The organism is Mucilaginibacter daejeonensis, from assembly GCF_020783335.1.
Classification (GTDB): domain Bacteria; phylum Bacteroidota; class Bacteroidia; order Sphingobacteriales; family Sphingobacteriaceae; genus Mucilaginibacter; species Mucilaginibacter daejeonensis.
Map to the genome: position 1 here is coordinate 641,526 of NZ_CP086068.1, position 24,771 is coordinate 666,296.

The window sequence follows — 24,771 nt, forward strand, 5'->3', positions numbered from 1 at the left end:
CATAGGGTGATGACCTGTTTCATAATTACAAGTATCGCTATTAATGCGTTCACCCAAAAGCTATAAAACAAAAAAGCCACTATGATCAGCATAGTGGCTTTTGATATGGTATCAAATATTATTGATCGTCTTTTTTGTCAGCGTCAATGCGTGCTGTTTCAGGGTTGGTCACGCTCTCAGGGATCGCATTGTTGTCGGTCTCCGGATTTAAAGCGGCCTCGCCGTTAACAAATTTGTCGTAAGTGGTACGGTTGTCAAATGGGCGTTTACCTAAAAGTTCTTCCAGGTCGCTTTGGAATAGTACCTCTTTCTCTAACAATTTGGCAGCTAACAGTTCCAGTCCTGCGCGTTTCTCGTTCAGGAGGTCCTTGGTACGTTGGTACACATTGTCGATCAGTCCGCGCACCTCGGCGTCGATCAGCTCGGCAGTGGTGTCAGAGTATGGTTTGTTGAACTGGTACTCGCCTTGCGGATCGTAGAACGACAGGTTGCCCACTTTAGGGTTCATACCATAGATCTTCACCATGGCGTAAGCCAGTTTAGTGATGCGTTCCAGATCGCTTAGCGCACCGGTAGATATACGGCCGAAAACGATGTCCTCGGCAACACGGCCACCCATTGATACCACCATCTCGTCCATCAGTTGCTCGGTAGTGTGCAGGAACTGCTCACGTGGCAGGTATTGGGCATAACCTAAAGCGGCCACACCACGAGGAACGATAGATACTTTTACCAGTGGATCGGCATGCTCCAGGAACCAGCCCGCGATCGCGTGGCCAGCCTCGTGGTAAGCCACGATGCGTTTCTCTTCAGGTGAAATGATCTTGTTCTTTTTCTCCAGACCACCGATCACACGGTCAATGGCATCCTGGAAATCCTGCATATCAACGGCCTGTTTATCACGGCGGGCAGCGATCAGTGCAGCCTCGTTACAAACGTTGGCTATCTCAGCACCGGCGAAACCAGGGGTTTGTGCCGATAGTTTCTTGGCATCCACACCTTCGGCCAGTTTTAACGGGCCTAAGTGTACTTTAAAGATCTGCTCACGGCCTACCAGGTCGGGCTTATCGATCGATATCTGGCGGTCAAAACGACCCGGACGAAGCAAGGCTGAGTCCAACACGTCTGGACGGTTGGTAGCGGCCATGATAATGATACCCGAATCGGTACCGAAACCATCCATCTCCACTAGTAACTGGTTCAGGGTATTTTCGCGCTCATCATTACCACCAACGATGTTGTTCTTGCCACGGGCACGGCCAATGGCATCGATCTCGTCAATGAAGATGATACATGGGGCTTTATCCTTAGCTTGTTTGAACAGGTCACGTACACGTGAAGCACCCACACCCACGAACATCTCCACAAAGTCAGAGCCTGAAAGGGAGAAGAACGGCACCTGTGCCTCACCGGCAACGGCTTTGGCCATCAAGGTCTTACCGGTACCCGGCGAACCTACCAACAGTGCACCCTTAGGGATCTTACCACCCAGGTTGGTGTATTTTTTAGGGTTCTTCAGGAAATCAACGATCTCCATCACCTCTTCTTTAGCTTCCTGCAAACCGGCCACATCGTTAAAGGTCACATTGACCTGCGATTCTTTATCGAACAGGGTAGCCTTTGATTTACCGATGTTGAAGATCTGACCACCAGGGCCACCGCCGGCACCACCGCTCATGCGGCGCATGATGAACAGCCACAAACCAGCGAACAGTACCAGCATAATGATGCCTTGCACCAGCCAGTTTGACAGAAGGCTTTCGCGCTGCTCGAACTGGATCGGCACTTTAGCCGCATCTGGCATATCCTTTTCGGCCGCCAGTATGCTCTGCTTCATGCTGTCAAAAGAAGCATCGGTGAAGTAGAACTGCGGATTGGCCGATGAGATGCCGATAGAACGCTGATCTTTGAACTTAGCGTACTCAGGCTTTTGCTGTAAGCTATCCTTTTTAATGTATACCTCGGCCACCACGTGATCGCCGTTCTTGTAGGCCACTATGCGGTCAACATCACCGTTGCGCAGCATGGGTACAAAATCTTTCTCGAACTCGATAGCACTGCCGTTACCACCGTTAAGGATGTAAGGCACCACCAGCAGGGCAAGTATCACGATGGCATAAAGCCACATGAAGTTGAAACGGGGAGGCTTGGGCGTTATCTTTCTATTAGGTACCCGCCTGAACGAGCGGGATTTATCAGATCTGCTATTGTTATTTTCTTTCATTTCTTTAAGGGCTCAAACATAACCATCTTTGATCAAAGATCGGTACAGGTAATAAAACTAAAGACGGTCAGGCGCTTTTGTAGAACTTGATCTCGGCATCGCCCCATAGGTCCTCAACACCGTAATATTCACGTTTATCGGTCTTGAATATGTGCACCACCACATCAATGTAGTCCAGTAATATCCATTCGGCATGCTCCAGGCCCTCCTTGTGGGTAGCTTCCTGGCCGGTGGCCTTGAATATCTCGTCTTCTATGCTGTTGGCTATGGCTTTTACCTGTGTGCTGGAGTCGGCATGACATATCACAAAATAATCGGACACGGAGCTCTTGATATTACGCAGGTCCAATCTCACTATGTCGTTCCCTTTTTTTTCCTGGATGCCATGGATGGCCAGTTCAGAAATGTAAGCGGATTCAGTTATCGCTTTGCTTTTTACCATTAAAAACCTTTAATTTTGAACGATTTGAATGTAATAATTATTATTTAAACTTAGGTACTTTGCAAAATAACATTTTTTCGGGATCAATTGTTGGACACCATCTCTTGATACTGAAAGAAGTTGACTCTACGAACACATACCTTAAACAAATGCTGGCAAATAATGAGCCAGTAGCGGAGGGTACGGCCATTATGGCAGAAAGCCAGACCGCCGGCCGTGGCCAGCAACTCAATAAATGGTACAGCACAACCGGCGAAAGCCTTGCCTTCAGCTTTGTGATCAGCCCCACTTTTCTGCCCATTGCCCGCCAGTTCGACCTTACCCGCGTGGTCAGCTTGGGAGTATACGGAGCGCTGCGGCCATTGGTTGGCGATCCGCTCAAAATTAAATGGCCTAATGATATTTACATCGGCGATCGTAAGCTGGGCGGCATCCTGATCGAGAACCAGTTAAAGGGAAGCAACATTAAGCACACGGTAGTGGGCATAGGGCTCAACATCAACCAGTCGTGGTTCCCCGAATGGGTACCCAACCCGACCTCGCTCAGGCAAACATTACATAAAGATCACGATCCAAAGGAAATATTGGCTCAACTTTGCGTTAATATTGATCATTGGTATGATGAACTGAAGCAAGGCGCTACCGAAATTATCCAACGCTCGTACCTCGATACCCTGTATCGTTTTAACATCAGCGGTCGATTTAAGGCGCAAGATATTATATTTGAGGGCCGGATCGTTGGCGTTACACCGCAGGGGCTGTTACAGGTACAGCAAGCGGAGGGCACCAGGGAGTACGATCTTAAGCAGATACAGTTCATTCACCACTAAAAGCATATTATGAAAAGGATATATCTATCATTACTGGCCGTATTTTTTGCGGCGACCACTTTTGCACAGATCGAGACACCTGTAAAATGGAGCTACGCGGCTAAAAGAATAAGCCCTACCGAAGCGGTGATCCTGGTAAAGGCCACTATCGATGCCGGATGGCACATTTACTCGCAAAATGTAAAAGAGGGCGGCCCTGTGGCTACCAGCTTTACCTTTCCGCCAAGTAAGGACTATGTACTGGTAGGCAAACCAATGGAACCTAAACCGGTAACAAAATATGAGGATGCCTTTAAGATGAATGTGAGCTACTTCGAGAACTCGGCCATCTTTCAGCAACGCATCAAATTGAAAAAGGCCGGTGCTACTACCGTTAAGGGCAAAGTGGAATACATGACCTGCAACGACCGCAAATGCCTTCCGCCAGATGAGGTTGAGTTCACGGTGAGTTTATCAGCCAAATAATAAGTACGTTACCGATCATGCATTTTCGTTCAAAGCGGCCGGTAAAAGGGCTGCTATTCATTTTTTTGTTGAGCCTGGCCACCTTACTGATGGCGCGTCCGGCACATGCGGCAATAATGCTGCTAACGCAGACCGATACCACGCTGACCGCTGCTGATACCGTTTCAACGGCCGATGTAGAGTTCACTGATGTGGCGCCTGCCAAACCCGCCGCCAATTCTACTGTTGACAGCGCCAAGACCCAAAGTACCGTTGTAGCTGCCGCCGCTACCAAACCTGCCGAAAAGCCTAAAACGCTGTGGCAGATATTTATTGCCGGCCTGTTAGGTGGTTTTGCCGCCTTACTGATGCCTTGCATTTACCCGATGTTGCCATTGACCGTAAGCTTTTTTACCAAAAAAGCCGGATCGCGCAGTAAGGGTATTTGGCACTCGGTGATCTACGGGGTATCTATCATTGTGATCTATGTATCACTTGGTCTGCTCATCACCCTGCTGTTCGGCTCCGACGCGTTGAACGCGCTGGCCACCAACGGTATATTCAACCTGTTCTTCTTTTTACTATTGGTAGTGTTCGGGGCATCGTTCCTGGGCGCTTTCGAGATACAGTTACCTACCTCACTCGCTAACAAGCTGGATGAGAACTCCGACAAAGGGGGCATGGCCGGCCTGTTCTTCATGGCGGCCACCCTGGTGGTGGTATCCTTCTCGTGTACCGGCCCCATCATTGGTACCCTGTTGGTAGAGGCCGCCTCCAAAGGCGAGCGTTTGGCACCGGCCATGGGTATGTTCGGTTTCTCGCTGGCACTGGCTATCCCGTTCACGTTGTTCGCGCTGTTCCCATCGTTGTTAAAGTCGTTGCCAAAATCAGGTGGATGGCTTAATAGTGTGAAGGTGATATTGGGCTTTTTGGAGCTGGCCTTTGCGCTTAAGTTCCTGTCTAACGTGGATCTGGCTTACCACTGGAACTGGTTCGACCGTGAGGTGTTCCTGTCGCTTTGGATCGTGATCAGTGCATTGATGGGTATGTACCTGTTGGGCAAGCTCAAATTCTCGCATGACAGCGACCTGCCTTACGTATCGGTTCCGCGTACGTTCCTGGCCATTATCGTGTTCGCCTTTACGGTGTACATGATCCCGGGCTTATGGGGCGCGCCGCTTAAATCGATCAGTGCATTTTTACCGCCTACCGCTACTCAGGATTTCGACCTGAGCAACCTGACCGCAGCTACAGCCCCCGAGGCCAGGCCACAGATCAGCATCAAGGAAAAGAAGTACGAGAGCGTGTTCCTGCGTGGAAAACACAAAGGGCTTGATGAGTGGTACGACCTTGACCAGGCTTTACAGGTATCCAAAGAGACCAATAAACCGATACTGATCGATTTTACAGGCTGGAACTGCGTGAACTGCCGCAAAATGGAGGCCGATGTTTGGAGCGACCCTGAGGTACACAAGCGCCTGGCCAATGATTTCGTGATGCTGGAGCTTTATGTGGACGAGAAGAAAGAGTTGCCGGCAAATGAGCAGAAGATATCAGCATATAGTGGGAAAAAGATCAAAACTATAGGCAATAAATGGAGCGATTATGAAGCTTCGAATTTTAATGTAAATTCGCAACCATATTACGTGATCGTGAATGCCAAGGGCGACGTTCTGGTGCCGCCCCAAGGCGCTAATTATGACGTAGCGAACTATATCCGATTTTTAGACAGCGGCAAAGCCGCCTACGAAAAGAACAATGGCAGAAATTAAGAACATAGGGGTATACACGTCGGGCGGTGATTCGCCGGGCATGAACTCGGCCATACGTGCAGTAGTACGTACGGCGCTATATTACAATATCGAGGTCACAGGCATACGCCGCGGTTACGCGGGTATGATCAGTGGTGATCTGTTCCCGATGGACCGTAAATCAGTGGCTAACATCGTGCAACGTGGTGGTACCATTTTAAAGACCGCCCGCAGCGAGGAGTTCCGTACACCGGAAGGCCGCCAGCAAGCTTACAAGCAACTGAAACGCTACGGCGTTGATGCTTTAGTAGGTATCGGTGGCGATGGTACCTTTACAGGTGCCAAGGTGTTCAGTAACGAGTTCGGTATCCCCATCGTGGGTTTACCTGGTACCATCGATAACGACCTGCAAGGAACCGACTTCACTATCGGTTATGACACGGCGATCAACACCGTGGTAGAGGCTGTGGACAAGATCCGCGATACGGCCGAATCACATGACCGCCTGTTCATTGTAGAGGTGATGGGCCGCGACTCAGGTTTGATCGCGCTGCGTACCGGTATCGCATCTGGTGCCGAGGCTATCCTGATCCCAGAGACCAAGACCAACCTTGAAGCGTTGTACCACCGTTTGGAGCAAGGCCGTCGTGATAAATCATCCAAGATCCTGATCGTTGCCGAAGGTGACGAAGCCGGCGGTGCTTTCGAGATAGGCCGTTTGGTGAAGGAAAAATATCCTAACTATGATACCCGCGTATCGGTATTGGGCCATATGCAACGCGGTGGTCACCCAACTTGTATGGACCGTGTATTGGCCAGCCGCGTAGGTGTGGCAGCAGTAGAGGCCTTAATGGCCGGCCACAGCCACGAAATGATCGGTATCATCAATGGGCAGATATCGTACACACCGTTCGAGAGCGCCATTAAGCACAATACTGAGGTAGATGCCAACTTATTGCGTATCGTAGATATCCTTTCGCTATAAGATCAATAGCATTTTGTATACAAATAACGGCTCATTGCAATGCAATGGGCCGTTATTGTTTAAGGGATTCATGGTGATAAATGCCCGGCATATTTACCAACCGTCATGCCGATGCGTATCGGCATCTCTCAGGACAAGTGGACGACCTTGCATGTGGGATGCTGAAACGAGTTCAGCATGAAGGAGCAGAGGTTAGATGTGCCCCTTCCCAACTGTCATTTAGATGCACATCGGCATCTCTCAGGATAGATTGGTGACCTTGCATGTGGGATGCTGAAACAAGTTCAGCATGACGGGGAGGGCTTAGATGTGTAGTTGGTAAAGACCTGAATAATATTGTCATGCTGAACAACGTGAAGCATCCTATGCGCCTGACCGATCGCTTGTATAGGATGTTTCGCTTCGCTCAACATGACAGAGTTGAAGTTGCAGCATGATTCACCACCCCGTCATACTGATCACGGAGTCGGCGCAACGTTGATCAGGAAGTTGGTATCTGCCTTTACCACGCCCGATGGGGCACTGATCGTGGTCCATTCGGTAGTGGGCTTTAGCCATTGCTGGGGAGCATCACCTATGCTCACACGTACAGGCATATTGAAGCCGGGGACGCAGTTGATCCAGCGGTAACGCAGCTGGCCGTCCTTGTGGGTGTAGCTTAGTATAGGTATCTGAGTGGTGCGTAAGTATTGGTCAAATATCTTCGACAGATCTCTGTCGGTGTATCGCTTTAACAGGCCGAACACCTGCGCGGTGTTGACCGTTTGGTGGTAATATTGCTTGCCCAGGCCGCGTAGCCATTGCCTGAAAGTGGTATCGCCTACGATCTGGCGGATCATGTGCAGCATGGCGCTGCCTTTGTAGTATTTGTCTGAGGTGTTGGTGCCCAATATGGGCTGGTCGTTCTTGATGCGTTTCCAGGTGCCAATGGCATATTCGTTACCGGCTTTGGTGCCAAAAGCGTAGTCGGTATACAACGTCTCCAGGTACTTGGTAAAACCTTCATGTATCCAGGTGTCGCCATAAGTGCTGGCCGTAATGCTGTTCCCGAACCATTCGTGGCCGCTCTCGTGCACCATCATAAAATCCCACTTCAATCCCCAGCCCGACCGCGAGATAAAGTCCTTACCCTGGTAGCCGTTCTGAAAGCCATTGCCGTAGGCCACCGCACTTTGGTGTTCCATACCCGGAATGGGCGACTCCACCAGTTTATAACTATCTGCATAAAAAGGGTAGGGGCCTAACCAGTACTCAAAAGCCTTGAGCATGGTATCTACCTGCATAAAGTGTCTTTTACCTTTGGCCTGGTTGTAGTCAAGCACCCAATAGTCGCGGTCAAGCTTGCCGGCCTCACCTGCGTAAGGCACATGCCAGGTCACATATTTGCCAATGTAAGGGATGATGTTGTAGCTGTTGATCGGCGCTGTAACGGCCCAGGTATAGGTGCTGAGCCCATTTTGGCTCACCTTGCCTTTCAACCGGCCGTTGGCCACCGCCACCAGCGTATCCGGAACGGTTATGGCCATGGAGGTGCCTTCGTCAGGTTCATCCTTCAATCCTTCTTTACAGGGCAGCCACACGCTGGCGCCTATTCCTTCGCAAAATATGCTTACCCATGGGCGTCCTTGTTTGTCCTTGGTCCATACCCAGCCATTATCTATAGTAGGGTCGTCAGCTTCCTTGGGTTTGCCTTCAAAGTTCACACTAATGGTATACGCCTTGCCGGTGGTAAGCGCCTTCGCAAAGATGATCTGGTAGGTCTCGTCACTGGTGCGGGCAAAGGGCAGTGGCTTCGCTTCCATCGAAACACCGGTGATCCGCATAGGCTGCTGCAGGTCCAGCTGCAAGATCTTGTTGGCCTTTAAGGCTTTAAAGCGGACCTGATTGACGCCTTTAATGGTCTTGGCCTCGAGGTTGGGCGTGAGGGAAATGCGGTAATGACGCAGATCCCACCATGACCGGTGATCGGCCGAGTCGGCGTTCAGGCTTTTGGTTTTGGCCTGCGCGGTCGCACCGCAGATGATTAGGGCGAACAGGAATTTAATGGATAGACGTGACATGGATGGATCTTGACCGGTAAAGCTAAAGCTGTTAAAGTACTAAAATTCGTCGAGCTCGATACTTTCCCAGCTTTGACGTTTGTAATACCGCATCATGATCAGGTAAATGATCATGGCCGGGATAATGAGTACCAATACTGCCTTATCCCAATGGTATTTGATCAGGATGTAGTGCCCAAAGCCAATAAAACCGATCACGCTCATGATGATGAGCGATACGAACACCCTGCCGCCCGAAGCTTTAACCATGACCGGCTTAGAGAACGGGAGACCTTTTACAAAGTAAAGCGCCATCAGTATACCGTAGATCATGCCGGCTATGGTGGCCAGTACCACATCGTCGATCACTTTTGGTCCCCATACCATTACGCTAACTAAACCGATGATGATGCAGTAAGGCAAATAGTAAAGGGTGATCACGGCCTTATACATGCCCGCCAGGATCTTGCCCGGCTGCGTGATCGGCAGGGCATAGTATACCCATGCCGGTTTGAATTTTTCGGTAAAAGAGATGTGTTGCAACACGGTAGATATCAGGAACGTGCTGAGATAGATAAGCAGGATGTAACCCTGGCCATTCTTCAGGCTGAAGATACGCTGGGTGGCATCGCCTTTACCGTTCAGGGCAAAGTAAACAAAGTAGATCGGCACATAGGCAAATGCAGGGTATACCTTGATCTTGAACTCACGTATGCGGGCAGCCAGTTTCCAGGTAATGCGAAAGCCCGCGTTCTCCACTGGATCTGGCGCGACAAGGTTGGCCAGCTTGTTCACGAAGTTAAAGCGTGGTGTTTCGGTCTTCACCTTTGGTGCGTCGGTATTACCATCTGAAGTAGCGGCCACGGCCAGGCGCTTGTTAAAACCGGGCGCCAGCACCTTGGCTACCAGCCACAGCCCTGCCAAAGGTGCGGTGATGCCGGCAATGGCTAGCAAGCTGCTGGTCAAATTAGCCCGCGATGGATGGATCAATACCTCGTTAAGGGCGGTGATCCACACCGGCGGTAATATGAAGGTCCACTTGTAATGCAGCAGGTCGATCCTGCTCAATACGGTCAGGTCCACCAAACGGGGAACCAGGTAATATATCGCAAAAATGAATACCGAAAAACCGATCTGGAAGTAGCTGATGATGTCCTTAAATTTTTGAGGCGACACCGAACGCATAAGCAGCAGGTACACGATATTAACGAACAGAATGCTCATGAACGTGGCCAGGAACAACTGCACCAGGAACAGCGGTACCGCAGCAATGCCATCAACAAAACCAATAATGATCAAACCGCCAAGTCCCTGCAGCAGTGCCAACCTGAAAATATACATGCTGATATGCAGAATGCGTGATAAAGCCAGCGTACGATCGCTTACCGGCCGGGGCAATAGTATGAACTGATCGCGCACATCGAGCAGCACGGTGGTAAAATCGGTAATGAGCGTTAACGACATCAATACCATAAAGAAACCAAAGTAGATCGTTTGCCCGATCATGGGCATCTTGAAAAAGAACAGCGCCATACCAATGAGCCCGCCCATGATCAGTGTGCCAATAGAAGCGGCCCATGGGGTAGGAGGCTTGGAGGGGTCGGCCTTACGTTTGGTAGCGAAGAGCGTGCTTGGCCTGCGGTTGTCCATCATGAGTTTGATGCGCAGGATCTGGTAGAGCTGATGCGTATCAACCCCGCTTTTTTGCAGCAACGGCATAAAAAGGCCTACCAGTTTTAAAAGGATCTTATCCATAACCGGTTAGTCAAAAGCGTTGATCACGGCGTCGGCCTCGGTATCGCCATCGGGGCGGCCGGTAAGCTTGGCAAATATCTTCTCTAACGTGTCGGCATGGTTCTGCTTTAACGACTCAAAGGTGCCATCGGCAATGATCTCGCCTTTGTTGATCAGCAGGATACGGTCAGACACCTTTTCTACCACATCCATCATGTGCGAGCAGTAAAAGATCGTTTTGCCCTCTTGCGACAAGCGCATGATCAGTTCTTTGATCATGATCACCGCATTGGCGTCCAGACCTGACAGGGGTTCATCTAAAATAATGATCTGAGGATCGTGAATGATGCCCGATATGAGCAATACCTTTTGCCGCATCCCTTTCGAGAAGGTGTCCATCCTGTCGTCGGCGTTGTTGCCCAGGCCAAAGGCCATCAGTAACTTGCGTGCGCGGGTGTTGAGCACATCCTCGTCCATGTTGTACAGCTTGCCAATAAAGTCAAGGTATTCCATGGGAGTGAGCACCTCGTACAGCTCGGCATTCTCGGGCACGTAGCCGATCATTTTTTTGATCTGCTGCGGGTCATGCTGCATGCTGATACCGTTCACCAGTACCTCGCCATTAAATTCGGGGATCAATCCGGTGAGGATCTTTACCGTGGTGGATTTGCCGGCGCCGTTAGGACCGATGTAGCCGATCACCTGGCCGGGGTAAATGTCGAGGGAAAGGTCTTTAAGCACCAGTTTGGTGCCGTACCATTTTTGAAGTTTGCGGATCTGTATCAGGGGAGCGTCACTCATAGCATCAAAGGGTCAATTGCGTTCAATATACAAAGTATATCGATATGCTTTATGCGTTTTAGATGATGCTCCCCTGTAAAAGTTACAGTTATAGAAAGGAAGTTAGATCAGGTCGAAGCCGATGTCCTTACGGAAATATTTGCCATCATAATAGATGCGACTGGCATCCAGCGTGGCTTGCTGTAAGGCCGTGAACATATCATCCTGTAACGAGGTAACGGCGATCACACGGCCACCGGTGGTGATCACCTCATCACCCTGCTTAGCCGTGCCGGCATGGAAAGCGATGGAGCCGCGTACGTTCTCCAGGCCGCTCATTACTTTATTTTTCAGGTATTCGCCGGGGTAGCCTCCTGCTACGCACATCACGGTGGCAGCAACTTTATTTGATATCCTGAGTTCTCTTTCGTGCAGATTCCCTTCGGCCACACCTTGCAGTAGGTCTACCAGGTCCGACTCGATCCTTGGCATCACACTTTCGGTCTCCGGGTCGCCCATGCGGCAGTTATATTCAATAGTGTAAGGCTCGCCATCGCAGTTCATCAACCCAACGAAGATGAAGCCTTTGTAGGGGATGCCTTCTTTTTTCAAACCTTCTACCGTAGGGATCACAATGCGCTGCTCTACCTTTTGCATGAAATCTGCATCGGCGAACGGAACGGGCGATACCGAACCCATACCGCCGGTGTTCAAACCAGTGTCGCCTTCGCCTATGCGTTTATAGTCTTTGGCCTCAGGTAAGATCTTATAGCTGTTACCATCAGTAAGTACGAATACCGACAGCTCGATGCCTTGTAAAAATTGCTCCACCACCACTTTAGAGCTGGCTTCGCCAAATTTGGCTTGGGTAAGCATCTCGGTAAGTTCCTGTTGGGCTTCCTGCAAACTCAGGCAGATCAGCACGCCTTTACCGGCAGCCAAACCATCGGCCTTTAACACGATCGGCAAGCCCTGGGTGGCCAGGTAGTCCAGTCCATCCTGCAGGGTATCGGCCGTAAAGGTGCGCGATGCCGCTGTAGGTACATTATTGCGCTGCATGAACTGTTTTGAAAAATCCTTGCTGCCCTCCAGCTGAGCACCTTCCTGCTGCGGACCGATCACCGGTACGCTTTTCAGTTGCTCATCGTTCAAAAAGAAGTCGTGGATGCCTTTTACCAGCGGTTCTTCAGGGCCTACCAGTACCATACCGATGCCTTTAGCTAACACCAGGTCCTTGATCCCGGCAAAGTCGGTCACCTTAAGATCAACGTTGGTGCCGTACTGGCCGGTGCCGGCATTACCGGGGGCAATAAAAAGCTCTTCGCATTGGGGGCTTTGGCTAAGTTTCCAGGCAAAGGCGCTTTCGCGGCCGCCTGATCCTATGAGCAGAATTTTCATGGCCGTAAAGATAAGTTTTAAGTTGCGAGTTGCAGGACGCAAGGTTCAAGTTTTCCGAGTGTGGTCAGCCAACTGTCAAAAAGCCATTCGTGTAACGGTGCTTGTGTCATACCAGCATCATGTAAATTTTAGGTGATAATGTGGGCGCAAGCTTTCGCCGGGCGGGTTAGCTGCCTGTTGGGTATCAAAAATTTGATTAACTTCGCGCCTGCCATAATGCCATTTCGGGGCTGTTGGCGTAATTGTTGGGTAAGCCCAAATATTATATCAAAATTATGTTAGGATTCATCAGTAAGCTTTTTGGAAGCAAATCAGACCGGGATGTGAAGACCATCCAGCCGCTGGTTGACAAAATAAAAAGCGAGTTCGCCAAGCTTGAGAACATCAGCAATGATGAACTGCGTGGCATGACCACCCATTTTAAAGCCAAGATCGCCGAAGGCCTTTCCAGCATCGACGAACAGATAAACACCATCAAAGCTGACATTGAGGCCAACCCGGCCATGGATGTGAATGCCAAGGTGGACCTTTATGCCAAGGTAGATAAATTAGAAAAGGACCGTAACAAAGAGCTTGAGGTGATCCTATTGGATATACTGCCCCAAGCTTTTGCTGTTGTTAAAGAGACCGCCCGCCGTTTGGCCAGCAATGCCACATTAGAAGTTACCGCTACTGATTTTGACCGTGCCTTAGCTGCCCGCAAAGGTAACGTGACCATTAAAGGTGATAAGGCTTACCACGCCAATACCTGGATCGCTGCCGGCAACGAGGTGACCTGGAATATGGTGCACTATGATGTACAGCTCATCGGTGGTACCGTATTACACAATGGCAAGATCGCCGAGATGGCTACCGGTGAGGGTAAAACATTAGTGGCCACTTCACCGGCTTACCTGAACGCGTTGGCTGGTCAGGGTGTGCACATCGTAACGGTGAACGACTACCTGGCCCGTCGTGACTCGGAGTGGATGGGCCCGCTGTACGAGTTCCACGGTCTGTCGGTAGACTGTATCGATAAGCATGAGCCTAACTCAGAGGCACGCCGCAACGCTTACCTGGCCGATATCACTTTCGGTACCAACAACGAGTTCGGTTTTGATTACCTGCGTGATAACATGACCCGTACCCCAGAGGAGCTGGTGCAACGCAAACTGCACTACGCCATGGTGGATGAGGTTGACTCAGTACTGGTGGATGACGCCCGTACCCCATTGATCATTTCAGGCCCGATCCCTCGTGGTGATGAGCATGAGTTCTACATGCTGAAACCACGCATCGAGCGTTTAGTGAATGCGCAAAAAACTTACATCAACACTGCCTTAAATGAGGCCAAAAAACAAATAAATGAAGGCAAGACCGGCGCCGATGAAGGTGGTATGGCCTTGTTACGTGCACATCGCGGTCTGCCTAAGAGCAAGGCTCTGATCAAGTTCCTGAGCGAGGGTGCTAACCGTACCGTGCTGCAAAAAACAGAGAACTATTACCTGCAAGACCAGGGCAAAGAGATGCCTAAGGTAGATACAGAGCTGTACTTTGTGATCGACGAAAAGAACAACTCGGTAGAACTCACCGAAAAAGGTATCCAGCTGATCACTGCATCAGGTGAGGATCCAAGCTTCTTTGTGATGCCTGACGTAGGCACCGAGATCGCCAAGATCGAAAAGTCAGACCTGAGCGCCGAAGAGAAAGTGGCTCAAAAGGACGAACTGATGCGCGATTTCTCGATCAAGTCGGAGCGTATCCACTCGATCAACCAGTTGCTGAAGGCTTACACCCTGTTCGAAAAAGATACTGAATACATTGTTGACGAAGGCAAAGTAAAGATCGTTGACGAGCAGACCGGCCGTATATTGGATGGTCGTCGTTACTCTGACGGTTTGCACCAGGCCATCGAGGCTAAGGAGAATGTGAAGGTAGAGGATGCTACGCAGACCTTTGCTACCATCACCCTGCAAAACTACTTCCGTATGTACCACAAGCTTTGCGGTATGACGGGTACTGCCGTTACCGAGGCCGGTGAGTTGTGGGAGATCTACAAACTAGACGTAGTAGAGATACCTACCAACGTGGTAGCCCAGCGTGACGACCGCCAGGATCTGGTATATCGCACCATGCGGGAGAAATACAACGCCGTGGCTGAGGAGATCGTGAAGCTTACACAGGCCGGTCGTCCGGTGCTGGTGGGTACTACCTCGGTAGAGATATCAGAATTATTGAGCCGTATGCTTAAGCTGCGCGGCATCAAGCATAACGTGCTGAACGCTAAAATGCACCAGAAAGAGGCCGACATTGTTGCCGAGGCTGGTAAAGCAGGTACAGTGACCATTGCTACCAACATGGCCGGTCGTGGTACCGACATTAAATTAGGCCCTGGTGTTAAAGAGGCCGGCGGTTTAGCTATCGTGGGTACCGAGCGTCATGAGTCGCGCCGTGTGGATCGCCAGTTGCGCGGTCGTGCCGGTCGTCAGGGTGACCCGGGTTCATCACAGTTCTTCGTATCATTAGAGGATAACCTGATGCGTTTGTTCGGGTCAGAGCGTATCTCCAACCTGATGGTGCGTATGGGTATCGAAGAAGGTGAAGTGATCCAGCACTCGATGATCACCAAATCTATCGAGCGTGCTCAAAAGAAAGTAGAGGAGAACAACTTTGGCATACGTAAACGCCTGTTGGAGTATGACGACGTGATGAACTCACAGCGTACCGTGGTTTACGCCAAACGTAAAAATGCCTTGTTCGACGAGCGTTTGGACGTGGACATCAACAACACGGTTTATGATGTGGTAGAGGATGTGGTGAACGAGTACAAGGAGTCGAACAACTACGAAGGTTTCCAACTGGAAATGATCCGTTTGTTCTCGGTAGACCCTGAGATCACCCAGGCTGATTTTGCTGCGGCCAATACCGCTAAACTGGTAGAAGGTACCTTCAACGTGGTGACCGATTTCTATCAGCGTAAGACCGAAGCGATCGCCGAGCAGGCCTTCCCGGTATTGCAGGATGTTTACAACACCCGTGGAGAGTACATCGAGAACATCGTGGTTCCGTTCACTGATGGTATACACGGTATCCAGGTAGCTGTGCCGTTGAAGAAAGCGGTAGAGAACCATGGTTTGGAAGTGTTCAAATCGTTTGAAAAGAACGTGACCTTGTACCTGATCGATGATGCCTGGAAAGAGCATCTGCGCGAGATGGACGAGTTAAAGCAATCGGTACAGAACGCCGTTTATGAGCAAAAAGACCCGTTGCTGGTATATAAGTTCGAAGCGTTCGAGTTGTTCCGCCAGATGCTGGCCAACGTTAACAAAGAGCTGGTAAGCTTCCTGTTCCGTGGTGGTATCCCAATGCAGCAAGCCCCTGAAGAGGTCGTTGAGGCACGCCCGGAGCCAAAGACAGACATGCGCCAGCTGCGCACCAGCAAGCCAGAATTGGTACACGAGACCAACGGCGTGCCTGATGAGGAGCTGATGCAGGAAAAACAACAACCGGTACGCGCTGAACAAAAGATCGGCCGTAACGATCCATGCCCATGCGGTAGTGGCAAAAAGTTCAAGAACTGCCACGGCGCCTAAGCGGGGATAAATAATATATGTTCACTCTAAATTCAGTGGCTCATATTCATATGATCGCCATTGAAATTAGAGTGAACTTGTTTTGATACTATTGCTTCTCCTCTGACCGTCATTGCGAGGAACGAAGCAATCCCTGAGCAGGACAAGTAAACATGCGTAAGTAAACAATATGGAGCAAGGCGGCTGTGTTTACATTATGACCAACGTCAGGCACTCAGTGTTCTACACTGGTGTTACATCAGACATCATCGGCCGGGTCTACAAGCACAAATGCAACGCTTATCCGAATAGCTTTACAGCCAGGTACCATTGCTATAAATTAGTGTATTACTTTGCCTATTTTCGAATTGAAGAAGCTATAGCTGCCGAAAAACTGATCAAAGGAGGTAGCCGGCAAAACAAGATCCAGCTTATCAATAAATTGAATCCCGAATGGAACGACCTTTACGAAGAAATCATCAAACAATAACGGCGACATGCCTCCGCAGAGTTTGCTTCGTTCCTCGCAATGACGGATCGAGTTTAAGCAAAATAGTGCTTTTAGCCATACTATTGTCCACCTTCACGCACCTCACCAAAGCGCAGACCCGTGGCCGCGTCGAGGTAGTGAAAGATCCTCGCGTTGATACGCTGATCGCTAAGCGTAGTACGTTGAACAAGATGGGCGGTGGCGCTGTTGGCCATTTCGGTACTTCCTCTTATGGGTACCGGGTACAGTTCTTTAGTGGTGCAAGCCGTAAAGCGGCTTTTGAGGCGCAGAACAAGGTACAGCAAGGCCACCCGGGCATTCGTACGTACATTACTTACCGCGACCCTAATTATAAAGTTAAAGCAGGCAATTTCAGGAGCCGTATGGAAGCGGTGAAACTGATGGAAGAACTGAAAGGGACCTTCCCGATCATGTTCATCATTTCCGAGAAAATAGATCTTCCTAAATTAGATACCAATACCACCGAGCAATGATCAAGGAAAAGATACAGGAACTATCCAAAAAGATATATGATGACGTGGTGGCCAACCGCCGTCACCTGCACATGAACCCCGAATTATCTTTCGAGGAAGTGGCTACCTCGGCTTATGTGGCAGCCAAACTCGATGCACTGAACATACCTTACCAACGCATGGCCGATAATGGCCTGGTAGGCTTACTTACGGGTAACAAGGCGCCATCTGATCAGGTGGTGGCCCTGCGTGCCGATATGGATGCCTTACCTATACTGGAAGCCAACGAGATTCCTTACCGCTCGCAAAATACGGGTGTGATGCACGCCTGCGGCCATGATGTGCATACCTCGTCATTACTGGGTACCGCTACCATATTGAACAGCATGCGCGATGAGTTCCAAGGAACCGTCAAATTCATTTTTCAGCCCGCAGAGGAGAAGTTACCTGGTGGCGCTAACTTAATGATACAACAAGGCGTACTGGAGAACCCTAAACCACAGGCAGTGATCGGTCAGCATGTGATGCCTTTGATCGATGCCGGTAAAGTAGGTTTTCGCGCTGGTAAATATATGGCCAGCACTGATGAGCTTTATGTACGCGTAAAGGGCAAAGGTGGTCATGGCGCACAGCCACAACAAAATGTTGACCCGGTGATCATCACCGCACATATACTGACCGCCTTGCAACAGGTGGTGAGCCGTTTTGCTGATCCTAAGAGCCCGTCGGTATTGTCATTCGGTAAAGTGATCGCCAATGGTGCTACCAACATCATCCCTAACGAGGTTTACTTAGAAGGAACTTTCCGTACCATGGATGAGGAATGGCGCAAGGATGCGCACGTGCGCATGAGAAAGATGGCCGAAGGTATAGCCGAAAGCATGGGTGCCACCTGCGAGTTCGAGATCCGAAACGGTTACCCTTTCCTGATAAATGAAGAAAAACTGACCGCTGCTACCCGTGGCCATGCCGAAGACTATTTAGGTAAAGAGAATGTGCTTGACCTGGATATATGGATGGCTGCCGAAGACTTTGCCTACTATTCACAAGTTGCTGATAGCTGCTTTTACCGCTTAGGTACCCGCAACGAAAGCCGCGGCATCACCTCGGCAGTGCATACACCAACTTTTGATGTAGAAGAAACTGCGTTGGAGGTGAGTACCGGTTTGATGGCTTATATCGCTTTGAAGCAATTGGGAAATTAGTGGTACAGTGAGTGGTGAATAGTGGGTAGTTAAGTAGTTGTTCACATTTCATGTAAAAGAGAAAGGCGCCTGATTCATCAGACGCCTTTCTCTTTTGATTTCTAATCGTCATCGCGAGGAACGAAGCGATCTCTGAACTTTGCATAGCTGTTAAGCCTACGTAGAGATCGCTTCGTACCTTGCAGTGACGTGACTGAATATAATTTGCTTAAAACTCCGCGTTCTTAGGGAAACGAGGGAATGGGATCACGTCGCGGATGTTACCCATGCCGGTAACGAACAGTACCAAACGCTCGAAGCCTAAACCGAAGCCTGCATGCGGGCAAGCGCCGAAGCGGCGGGTATCCAGGTACCACCACAGCTCTTCAGTTGGGATCCCCATTTCGCTCATACGTTGCTCCAGCTTATCTAAACGCTCTTCACGCTGCGATCCGCCCACGATCTCGCCAATGCCGGGGAACAGGATATCCATGGCACGTACCGTGTCGCGGCCGTTGGCGTCGGTCTCGTTCTGGCGCATGTAAAATGCTTTGATATCTTTAGGATAATCTGTTAAGATCACCGGTTTTTTGAAGTGTTTTTCCACCAAATATCGCTCGTGCTCTGATTGCAGATCGGCGCCCCAGCCCTCGATCAGGTATTGGAACTTTTTCTTCTTGTTCGGGGTCGAATCTTTCAAAATGTCGATCGCCTGGGTGTAGGTCAAACGCTCAAAGTCGTTATCCAAACAGAACTGTAGTTTTTCCAGCAGGTTCAATTCTGAACGTTCCTGTTGCGGCTTGCTTTTCTCCTCTTCCAGTAAACGTTGGGTCAGGAACTCGATGTCCTCACGGTTGTGCTCCAAAGCGTAGCTGATCACGTATTTTAACAGTGCCTCGGCCAGGTCCATGTTGTCATCAAGGTCATAAAAGGCCATCTCCGGCTCGATCATCCAAAATTCAGCCAGGTGACGTGTGGTGTTCGAGTTCTCGGCACGGAAGGTAGGGCCAAAGGTGTAAATATCGCTCAAAGCCATCGCACCCAATTCGCCCTCTAACTGGCCTGATACGGTCAGGTTTGTGGCACGGCCAAAGAAGTCTTGCTTGTAGTCGATCTCGCCGCTTTCGGTACGTGGTAATTTGTCAAGGTCCAGGTTGGTCACTTTGAATGCCTCACCAGCGCCCTCAGCGTCAGATGCGGTGATCACAGGGGTGTGCAGGTAAACAAAACCGCGCTCCTGGAAAAATTGGTGCACCGCAAAAGACAAGCTGTTACGCACACGGAACACTGCGCCAAAGGTATTGGTACGGAAACGCAAGTGAGCGATCTCGCGCAGGAACTCGAGGCTGTGCTTTTTAGGCTGCAGTGGGTATTTCTCAGGGTCGCTGTCGCCCAGTATCTCAATATGGGTCGCTTTTACATCAACGGCCTGGCCCTTACCTAAGCTGGCCACCAGGACACCGGTCACGCTTAAAGCAGCACCGGTGGTGATGCGTTTAAGCAGCGCCTCGTCGGTGTTCTGAAAATCGACCACGATCTGGATGTTATTATTGGTCGAACCGTCATTTAAAGCAATAAATTGATTGTTACGGAAGGTACGTACCCATCCCTTAACATTGACCTCTTGTTCTGCCGGCGTGGTTTGCAGCAGTGCTTTAATTTTGATCCGTTGACTCATTTTTATATACTATTTGAATAGCAAAAATACATATTTGCGAACGATCGGCTACATCGATCGAAAAATGATCACATGAACGCCCAAAACCTTCACGAGATATTTGAAAAGTATGAGGCCGACTTTGTAGACGGTCCGGCTTTTGCGATCAGCTTTTTGATCAGAACCCTGCTTTGCTATCGCACTTGGGATATATCAACAACAAACCTGACTTTGAAAGGGCATTGGCGGTGATTTGGAGATATATAGCCGCTTTGGTCAGTAAGAGGCAGTATACCAAGGCGCTGGCAGAGGCGGACAAGATGCTGCCGTTCATTACCCAAAATGCAGTGCTCCTGCACACCGACCCAATGACCATTAGTTGGTACCGATATGTCGTTTTCAAAAAAGCGGAGGCGCTTTACCAACTAAAGCGTTACCGCGAGGCCATGCACGAGTTCAATAGCCTAAAAAAATATGAACCTGACAACGCAGATATCAAAAGATGGGCTTTTTATTCATGGTATGGGCGTTACGCGCCGTTAAGCCAGGCGGCTTTATACGTTGGCGCATTCTTGATACTCACTAATCTATCACTTAACCTATTTCCCAAAGGGACCATTCCACCAGTACCTCGTTTGATCGCCTATATAGTAGGGTTGAGTTTGGTAGCTTTTAATCTATGGGTAGGCGAGCGCTTAAAGAGATATAAAAGACAGTGAGGTCTTAATACTCCTTTACCTGCACATAAAAGCTACCCTCCGTCATATCCACTTTATCGGTAGTGGCGTTAGCGGGATAGGTTTTGTTCACTGAAACATTGAAGGTGCCTTTGATCGTTCCGTTGCTGCTATTATAGTCAGTTATGGTCACGTTACTGGTGGAGGTTTCGGCCATTTTATACTCGGCCACTATCACATCAAGCCCTACGGTATTCCATAATGAGGTCTGTTTGCGGTCACTTTGGTAGGTACCGGCCCGGTAGGTGGGGATCGCTAGGCGCAAGGTCTCTTCAGGTAGCGTAGTGCCCGGCGGCACTACGCGCCCGAATATGTACACCGTGTCGCTGCCTTTTTGCTTGGTGGCCGATACATCAACGGCGGTCCAGGTGGTACCGTTCTTTTTGGCCTTCATGTAAAAGCTGGTGGTCACTACCTTGTCCTTTTTACAGGCGGTAAATAAGGTGCTGGTCAGTAGCGCGGCAACGAGGGTGAGTTTCTTGATCTTCATAATTATGTTCAGGTCTATGTAGCTTATACGAAGCCGGTTGACCGATCGTAACACCCGGCCGTGAAAATTATCGGTAGGGCGGCATCCGTACCGATCCATAAATTCCATAATTTTGTTACCTTGTTTTTGAGCGCAAATGATCACCAGGCAAACCGTTGATAAGATCATGGAGGCCATCGATATCGTCGAGGTCATTGGTGAGTTCGTGCAGTTGAAAAAGCGCGGCGCCAACTATGTAGGCTTGTCGCCGTTCGCTAACGAAAAGACCCCGTCGTTCACGGTATCACCTGCCAAAGGCATCTTTAAAGATTTTTCTACAGGCAAAGGTGGTTCGGCCGTAACGTTCCTGATGGAGCTGGAAAAGTTCACCTATCCGGAAGCGCTTAAATGGCTGGCCAAAAAATACGGCATCGAGGTAGATGAAACGCAGGACCGTCCGCAAGACACCGCTGCCGACAATCACCGCGAGAACCTGATGGTGGTGACCAGCTATGCCTCCAAATTTTTTCAGGATGCCATGTGGGAGACCGCGGATGGCAAAACCATAGGCCTGAGCTATTTCAAAGAGCGTGGCTTTACGCCCGATACCATCAAAAAGTTCGAGCTGGGCTATTCGCCCGATGCTTGGGAGGCATTCACCTCATCGGCGCTGAATGCCGGGTACCAGCAACAATTTTTAGAGGAGACGGGGCTTTCGGTCAAACGCGACAATGGGTCATTGTATGATCGTTACCGGGGCCGTGTCATGTTCCCTATACATGGCTTCACCGGCCGGGTGATCGCCTTTGGTGGCCGTACCCTCAAGACCGATAAGAACGTACCCAAGTATGTGAACTCTCCCGAGTCGGAGATCTATCACAAATCGAACGTATTGTACGGCCTTTACTTTGCCAAGAAGTCTATCCGTGATCAGGATAACTGTTACCTGGTAGAGGGTTATGCCGACGTGATATCGGTACACCAGGCTGGTATCGAGAACGTGGTGGCCTCATCGGGTACATCGCTTACAGTGGAGCAGATCCGACTGATCGGGCGCTTGACCAAGAACATCACCATTTTGTATGATGGTGATGCGGCAGGTATCAAGGCCTCCTTACGGGGGCTCGACCTGATCTTGGAAGAAGGCCTAAATGTAAAAGTAGTACTGTTCCCTGACGGGGATGACCCCGACTCATACGTACGCAAGGTGGGCAGCACAGCCTTTAAGAACCACATTGAGCAGCACAAGCAGGATTTCATCCTGTACAAGACCAACATGCTGCTCAAGGAGGCTGGTAATGATCCCATACAACGGGCCAACGTGATCCGCGATATCGTGGAGAGCATAGCCAAGATACCTGACTCGATCAAGGCGTCGGTATTCGTACGGGAGTGCAGCCATCAATTGCAGATCGATGAGCGCGTGCTGCTGACCGAGCTCAATAAAATGAAGCTGGCGAAAGCCAAAAAGGACGGCCAGCAACAGCAAAGACAGCAATATCCTCGCCCTGATGAGATGCCCGACGAGCCTCACTTTTTTGATGAGGACGTTTACGCCGCCGAAACGGCCAAACCCATCGAGACGAGTATTACCCAGGAGCGCGAGATCATTAGGCTTTTGTTGGTATACGGCAATCAGATCATCAATTGGGATAACATCGCCAATACGTACATCGGTCCGTTCATCATCGCCGAGCTGAGCGATGTAGAATTTGAGCAGAGCGATTGCAAAAAATTCACGGAGATATACAAGCAACAACTGGAGAACGGCGTGCTGCCCGATGAGCAGTTCTTTATCCACCACCCTGACAAACCGATCGTTGACCTGACGATCGATTTGCTGGCCACCAAGTATACCCTGAGCGAGAACTGGTACAACATGCACAAGATATTTGTGCATGAGGAACAGATGAACATGAAGGCCACTATCTTGGGAGCCATATTCCATCTTAAGAAACAAAAGGTGGGCAAGATCCTCGATCAGCTACGCACCGACCTGCAGAACGCAACCGACCCGATCGATCAGGATGCCATTATGGGGCAGTACATGCAAATGAAAAAGATCGAGAAGCATATTGTTGACTACCTGGGCTCAGTGATCATTAAATAAAATGGCAGCGCTTCATCACGAACTGGGCCGCAGGGGTGAGGCATTGGCCAAGGCCCATCTGGAAGCAGCCGGTTACGAGATACTGGACCAGAACTGGACCTTTGGCAAAGCCGAAGTGGATATTATTGCCTATAAGCACCAAACCATTATATTTACCGAAGTTAAAACGCGTACCGGAAACGGTTTTGGTGAGCCCGAGGACTTTGTGGATGAGCGCAAGCAACGCCTGCTTGACGCTGCCGCCAACGAGTACATCTATCTGATGAACCATCAGGGTGAGGTACGTTTCGATATCGTGGCCATACTATTCAAGCCATCCGGCGCGTATACATTAAAACACATCGAAGATGCCTTTTGGCCTTCGGCATAATTATTTTAAATGAACAATAGAAGATACTTTGTTTACCTGTCGGCACTGATCATGGCGGTGTACGGTTGTAAACCCAAAAATACCGCAGTGGACCTGAGCATCACACCTGATGCGGGCACCAGCTACAAACAGGGCGACAAAGTGAGCATCAAGGTAAGCTATCCTGCAAGCTTTAAAGCCGATTCAGTGGTCTACCTATTAGATTCTGTACGCTTTGCTGGTGCAAAGGACTCATCGGCTGTTCAACTTCCTACCGATACCTTGGGCCTTGGCCCTGTGGTTATCACGGCCAGGGTATACAGTGAAGGTAAACCGCAGGAGGTGAGCACCAACATCAACCTGCTGGCTGCCAAAGCACCCGAGGAGTACACCTACAATATTCAAAAGACCTTTCCGCATGATACCTCATCGTTCACGGAGGGGTTAGAATATCGCGATGGTGTATTGTATGAAAGTGATGGCGGTTATTGCCGCGATTCGCAGCACTCGAGCCTGCGCAAGGTGGATGTTAGCGGTAAGGTACTGAAGAAGCTGGAGATGAGCTGCGATACCTTTGCCGAGGGCATCACCGTAATGGGCGATAAGCTGATCCAGCTTACCTATCATGAAAGGGTAGGTTTTGTGTATGATAAGAACACGTTGAAGCTACTTTCCACCTTCCCTTTCACCCAGGGCGATGAAGGATGGGGGATGTGCAATGACGGCAAGAATCTGTATTGCAACACCGGCAGCAACCGCATCTTTGTGATGGATAAGGACAATTACCGCACTGTGCGCACGATAGATGTTTATGATGACCAGGGACCGGTTAACCAGCTCAATGAGATGGAATATATTGATGGACTGATCTATGCCAATGTTTGGCAAAAAGACCTGATCATAGCCATCGACCCCAAAACAGGTGCAGTGGTAAAGCGCGCTAACCTGATCGTGCTTACCGAGACCGTTAAGAAAGCCGATAGCAATGCCGATGTGCTTAACGGCATAGCCTGGGATAGCATCGGCAAACGCATGTTCGTTACAGGGAAGAACTGGCCGAATTTATACCAGATCCAGCTGGTCAAGAAATAAAAGCCCCACTGCTGGGCACATTAAACAAAAAG

At 49.9% G+C, this 24,771-nt stretch carries 20 protein-coding genes; 12 read left to right on the top strand and 8 right to left on the bottom strand.

Annotation, left to right across the window (positions count from 1 at the left end; genetic code table 11):
• Positions 1-118 precede the first annotated feature (118 nt).
• Both ftsH and rsfS read right to left on the bottom strand, forming a co-directional pair.
• Entirely contained in the window at positions 119-2,224 is a 2,106-nt protein-coding gene (gene ftsH, locus LLH06_RS02930) for an ATP-dependent zinc metalloprotease FtsH (RefSeq protein WP_228171768.1), read from the bottom strand.
• A 67-nt stretch (positions 2,225-2,291) separates the two neighbouring features.
• Complete coding sequence (gene rsfS / locus LLH06_RS02935; protein ID WP_228171769.1) at positions 2,292-2,666, bottom strand: ribosome silencing factor; 375 nt, start codon at positions 2,664-2,666, stop codon at positions 2,292-2,294.
• Between the two features lie 104 nt (positions 2,667-2,770).
• Between rsfS and LLH06_RS02940 the strand changes: the two genes are divergently transcribed.
• The 4 genes from LLH06_RS02940 to pfkA are packed head-to-tail and all read left to right on the top strand — an operon-like array spanning position 2,771 to position 6,676.
• Positions 2,771-3,496, top strand: coding sequence for a biotin--[acetyl-CoA-carboxylase] ligase (locus LLH06_RS02940; RefSeq protein WP_228171770.1), 726 nt, complete (start codon positions 2,771-2,773; stop codon positions 3,494-3,496).
• Positions 3,497-3,505: 9 nt separating this feature from the next.
• The gene (locus tag LLH06_RS02945; RefSeq protein ID WP_228171771.1) at positions 3,506-3,961 is read left to right on the top strand and encodes a protein-disulfide reductase DsbD N-terminal domain-containing protein; all 456 of its coding nucleotides are present in this window, start codon (positions 3,506-3,508) and stop codon (positions 3,959-3,961) included.
• Between the two features lie 17 nt (positions 3,962-3,978).
• Complete coding sequence (locus LLH06_RS02950) at positions 3,979-5,712, top strand: protein-disulfide reductase DsbD family protein (RefSeq protein WP_228171772.1); 1,734 nt, start codon at positions 3,979-3,981, stop codon at positions 5,710-5,712.
• Positions 5,699-6,676: a 6-phosphofructokinase gene (gene pfkA / locus LLH06_RS02955; protein ID WP_228171773.1), complete on the top strand. Its 978-nt coding sequence runs from the start codon at positions 5,699-5,701 to the stop codon at positions 6,674-6,676. The genes LLH06_RS02950 and pfkA overlap by 14 nt, the downstream gene beginning before the upstream one ends.
• A 458-nt stretch (positions 6,677-7,134) precedes the next feature.
• Here pfkA and LLH06_RS02960 read toward each other — a convergent pair whose 3' ends face one another.
• From LLH06_RS02960 to purD, 4 genes are all read right to left on the bottom strand, one after another.
• A complete protein-coding gene (locus LLH06_RS02960) occupies positions 7,135-8,736 on the bottom strand; it encodes a M1 family metallopeptidase (RefSeq protein WP_228171774.1) in 1,602 nt (533 codons plus the stop codon).
• Between the two features lie 39 nt (positions 8,737-8,775).
• Positions 8,776-10,470 carry a hypothetical protein gene (locus LLH06_RS02965; protein ID WP_228171775.1) on the bottom strand — a complete coding sequence of 565 codons (1,695 nt, stop codon included), beginning with the start codon at positions 10,468-10,470 and terminating at the stop codon, positions 8,776-8,778.
• Positions 10,471-10,476: 6 nt separating this feature from the next.
• Positions 10,477-11,250 carry an ABC transporter ATP-binding protein gene (locus LLH06_RS02970; protein ID WP_228171776.1) on the bottom strand — a complete coding sequence of 258 codons (774 nt, stop codon included), beginning with the start codon at positions 11,248-11,250 and terminating at the stop codon, positions 10,477-10,479.
• 102 nt (positions 11,251-11,352) lie between these two features.
• Positions 11,353-12,627, bottom strand: coding sequence for a phosphoribosylamine--glycine ligase (purD, locus tag LLH06_RS02975; protein WP_228171777.1), 1,275 nt, complete (start codon positions 12,625-12,627; stop codon positions 11,353-11,355).
• A 275-nt stretch (positions 12,628-12,902) separates the two neighbouring features.
• Between purD and secA the strand changes: the two genes are divergently transcribed.
• The 4 genes from secA to LLH06_RS02995 all read left to right on the top strand — a co-directional run bounded on the left by secA (position 12,903) and on the right by LLH06_RS02995 (position 18,346).
• Positions 12,903-16,199 (top strand): preprotein translocase subunit SecA, encoded by a 3,297-nt coding sequence (gene secA / locus LLH06_RS02980; protein ID WP_228171778.1) that lies wholly within the window; start codon positions 12,903-12,905, stop codon positions 16,197-16,199.
• Positions 16,200-16,368: 169 nt separating this feature from the next.
• Entirely contained in the window at positions 16,369-16,668 is a 300-nt protein-coding gene (locus LLH06_RS02985; RefSeq protein WP_262909351.1) for a GIY-YIG nuclease family protein, read from the top strand.
• Positions 16,669-16,733: 65 nt separating this feature from the next.
• Complete coding sequence (locus LLH06_RS02990; protein WP_228171780.1) at positions 16,734-17,162, top strand: SPOR domain-containing protein; 429 nt, start codon at positions 16,734-16,736, stop codon at positions 17,160-17,162.
• Complete coding sequence (locus tag LLH06_RS02995; RefSeq protein WP_228171781.1) at positions 17,159-18,346, top strand: M20 metallopeptidase family protein; 1,188 nt, start codon at positions 17,159-17,161, stop codon at positions 18,344-18,346. Before LLH06_RS02990 ends, LLH06_RS02995 begins: the two co-directional genes overlap by 4 nt.
• A 208-nt stretch (positions 18,347-18,554) precedes the next feature.
• Here the strand turns inward: LLH06_RS02995 and asnS are convergent, their stop codons facing one another.
• Entirely contained in the window at positions 18,555-20,003 is a 1,449-nt protein-coding gene (gene asnS / locus LLH06_RS03000; protein ID WP_228171782.1) for an asparagine--tRNA ligase, read from the bottom strand.
• Positions 20,004-20,185: 182 nt separating this feature from the next.
• Between asnS and LLH06_RS03005 the strand changes: the two genes are divergently transcribed.
• Positions 20,186-20,701: a hypothetical protein gene (locus LLH06_RS03005; RefSeq protein ID WP_228171783.1), complete on the top strand. Its 516-nt coding sequence runs from the start codon at positions 20,186-20,188 to the stop codon at positions 20,699-20,701.
• A 4-nt stretch (positions 20,702-20,705) separates the two neighbouring features.
• On the opposite strand, the gene LLH06_RS03010 is transcribed toward LLH06_RS03005, so the two are convergent.
• Positions 20,706-21,209, bottom strand: coding sequence for a DUF6252 family protein (locus tag LLH06_RS03010; protein WP_228171784.1), 504 nt, complete (start codon positions 21,207-21,209; stop codon positions 20,706-20,708).
• Between the two features lie 136 nt (positions 21,210-21,345).
• Between LLH06_RS03010 and dnaG the strand changes: the two genes are divergently transcribed.
• From dnaG to LLH06_RS03025, 3 genes are read left to right on the top strand one after another with little or no spacing between them, the layout of a single operon-like run.
• A complete protein-coding gene (gene dnaG / locus LLH06_RS03015) occupies positions 21,346-23,298 on the top strand; it encodes a DNA primase (protein ID WP_228171785.1) in 1,953 nt (650 codons plus the stop codon).
• Between the two features lies 1 nt (position 23,299).
• A complete protein-coding gene (locus LLH06_RS03020; protein ID WP_228171786.1) occupies positions 23,300-23,668 on the top strand; it encodes a YraN family protein in 369 nt (122 codons plus the stop codon).
• A gap of 9 nt (positions 23,669-23,677) precedes the next feature.
• Complete coding sequence (locus tag LLH06_RS03025) at positions 23,678-24,739, top strand: glutaminyl-peptide cyclotransferase (RefSeq protein ID WP_228171787.1); 1,062 nt, start codon at positions 23,678-23,680, stop codon at positions 24,737-24,739.
• Positions 24,740-24,771 lie beyond the last annotated feature (32 nt).

Excerpts from the sequence above, each read along its gene's own strand:
- ftsH (WP_228171768.1), bottom strand. The coding sequence starts at position 2,224 with ATGAAAGAAAATAACAATAGCAGATCTGATAAATCCCGCTCGTTCAGG.
- rsfS (WP_228171769.1), bottom strand. The coding sequence starts at position 2,666 with ATGGTAAAAAGCAAAGCGATAACTGAATCCGCTTACATTTCTGAACTG.
- LLH06_RS02945 (WP_228171771.1), top strand. The coding sequence starts at position 3,506 with ATGAAAAGGATATATCTATCATTACTGGCCGTATTTTTTGCGGCGACC.
- LLH06_RS02950 (WP_228171772.1), top strand. The coding sequence starts at position 3,979 with ATGCATTTTCGTTCAAAGCGGCCGGTAAAAGGGCTGCTATTCATTTTT.
- pfkA (WP_228171773.1), top strand. The coding sequence starts at position 5,699 with ATGGCAGAAATTAAGAACATAGGGGTATACACGTCGGGCGGTGATTCG.
- LLH06_RS02960 (WP_228171774.1), bottom strand. The coding sequence starts at position 8,736 with ATGTCACGTCTATCCATTAAATTCCTGTTCGCCCTAATCATCTGCGGT.
- LLH06_RS02965 (WP_228171775.1), bottom strand. The coding sequence starts at position 10,470 with ATGGATAAGATCCTTTTAAAACTGGTAGGCCTTTTTATGCCGTTGCTG.
- LLH06_RS02970 (WP_228171776.1), bottom strand. The coding sequence starts at position 11,250 with ATGAGTGACGCTCCCCTGATACAGATCCGCAAACTTCAAAAATGGTAC.
- purD (WP_228171777.1), bottom strand. The coding sequence starts at position 12,627 with ATGAAAATTCTGCTCATAGGATCAGGCGGCCGCGAAAGCGCCTTTGCC.
- secA (WP_228171778.1), top strand. The coding sequence starts at position 12,903 with ATGTTAGGATTCATCAGTAAGCTTTTTGGAAGCAAATCAGACCGGGAT.
- LLH06_RS02985 (WP_262909351.1), top strand. The coding sequence starts at position 16,369 with ATGGAGCAAGGCGGCTGTGTTTACATTATGACCAACGTCAGGCACTCA.
- LLH06_RS02995 (WP_228171781.1), top strand. The coding sequence starts at position 17,159 with ATGATCAAGGAAAAGATACAGGAACTATCCAAAAAGATATATGATGAC.
- asnS (WP_228171782.1), bottom strand. The coding sequence starts at position 20,003 with ATGAGTCAACGGATCAAAATTAAAGCACTGCTGCAAACCACGCCGGCA.
- LLH06_RS03010 (WP_228171784.1), bottom strand. The coding sequence starts at position 21,209 with ATGAAGATCAAGAAACTCACCCTCGTTGCCGCGCTACTGACCAGCACC.
- dnaG (WP_228171785.1), top strand. The coding sequence starts at position 21,346 with ATGATCACCAGGCAAACCGTTGATAAGATCATGGAGGCCATCGATATC.
- LLH06_RS03020 (WP_228171786.1), top strand. The coding sequence starts at position 23,300 with ATGGCAGCGCTTCATCACGAACTGGGCCGCAGGGGTGAGGCATTGGCC.
- LLH06_RS03025 (WP_228171787.1), top strand. The coding sequence starts at position 23,678 with ATGAACAATAGAAGATACTTTGTTTACCTGTCGGCACTGATCATGGCG.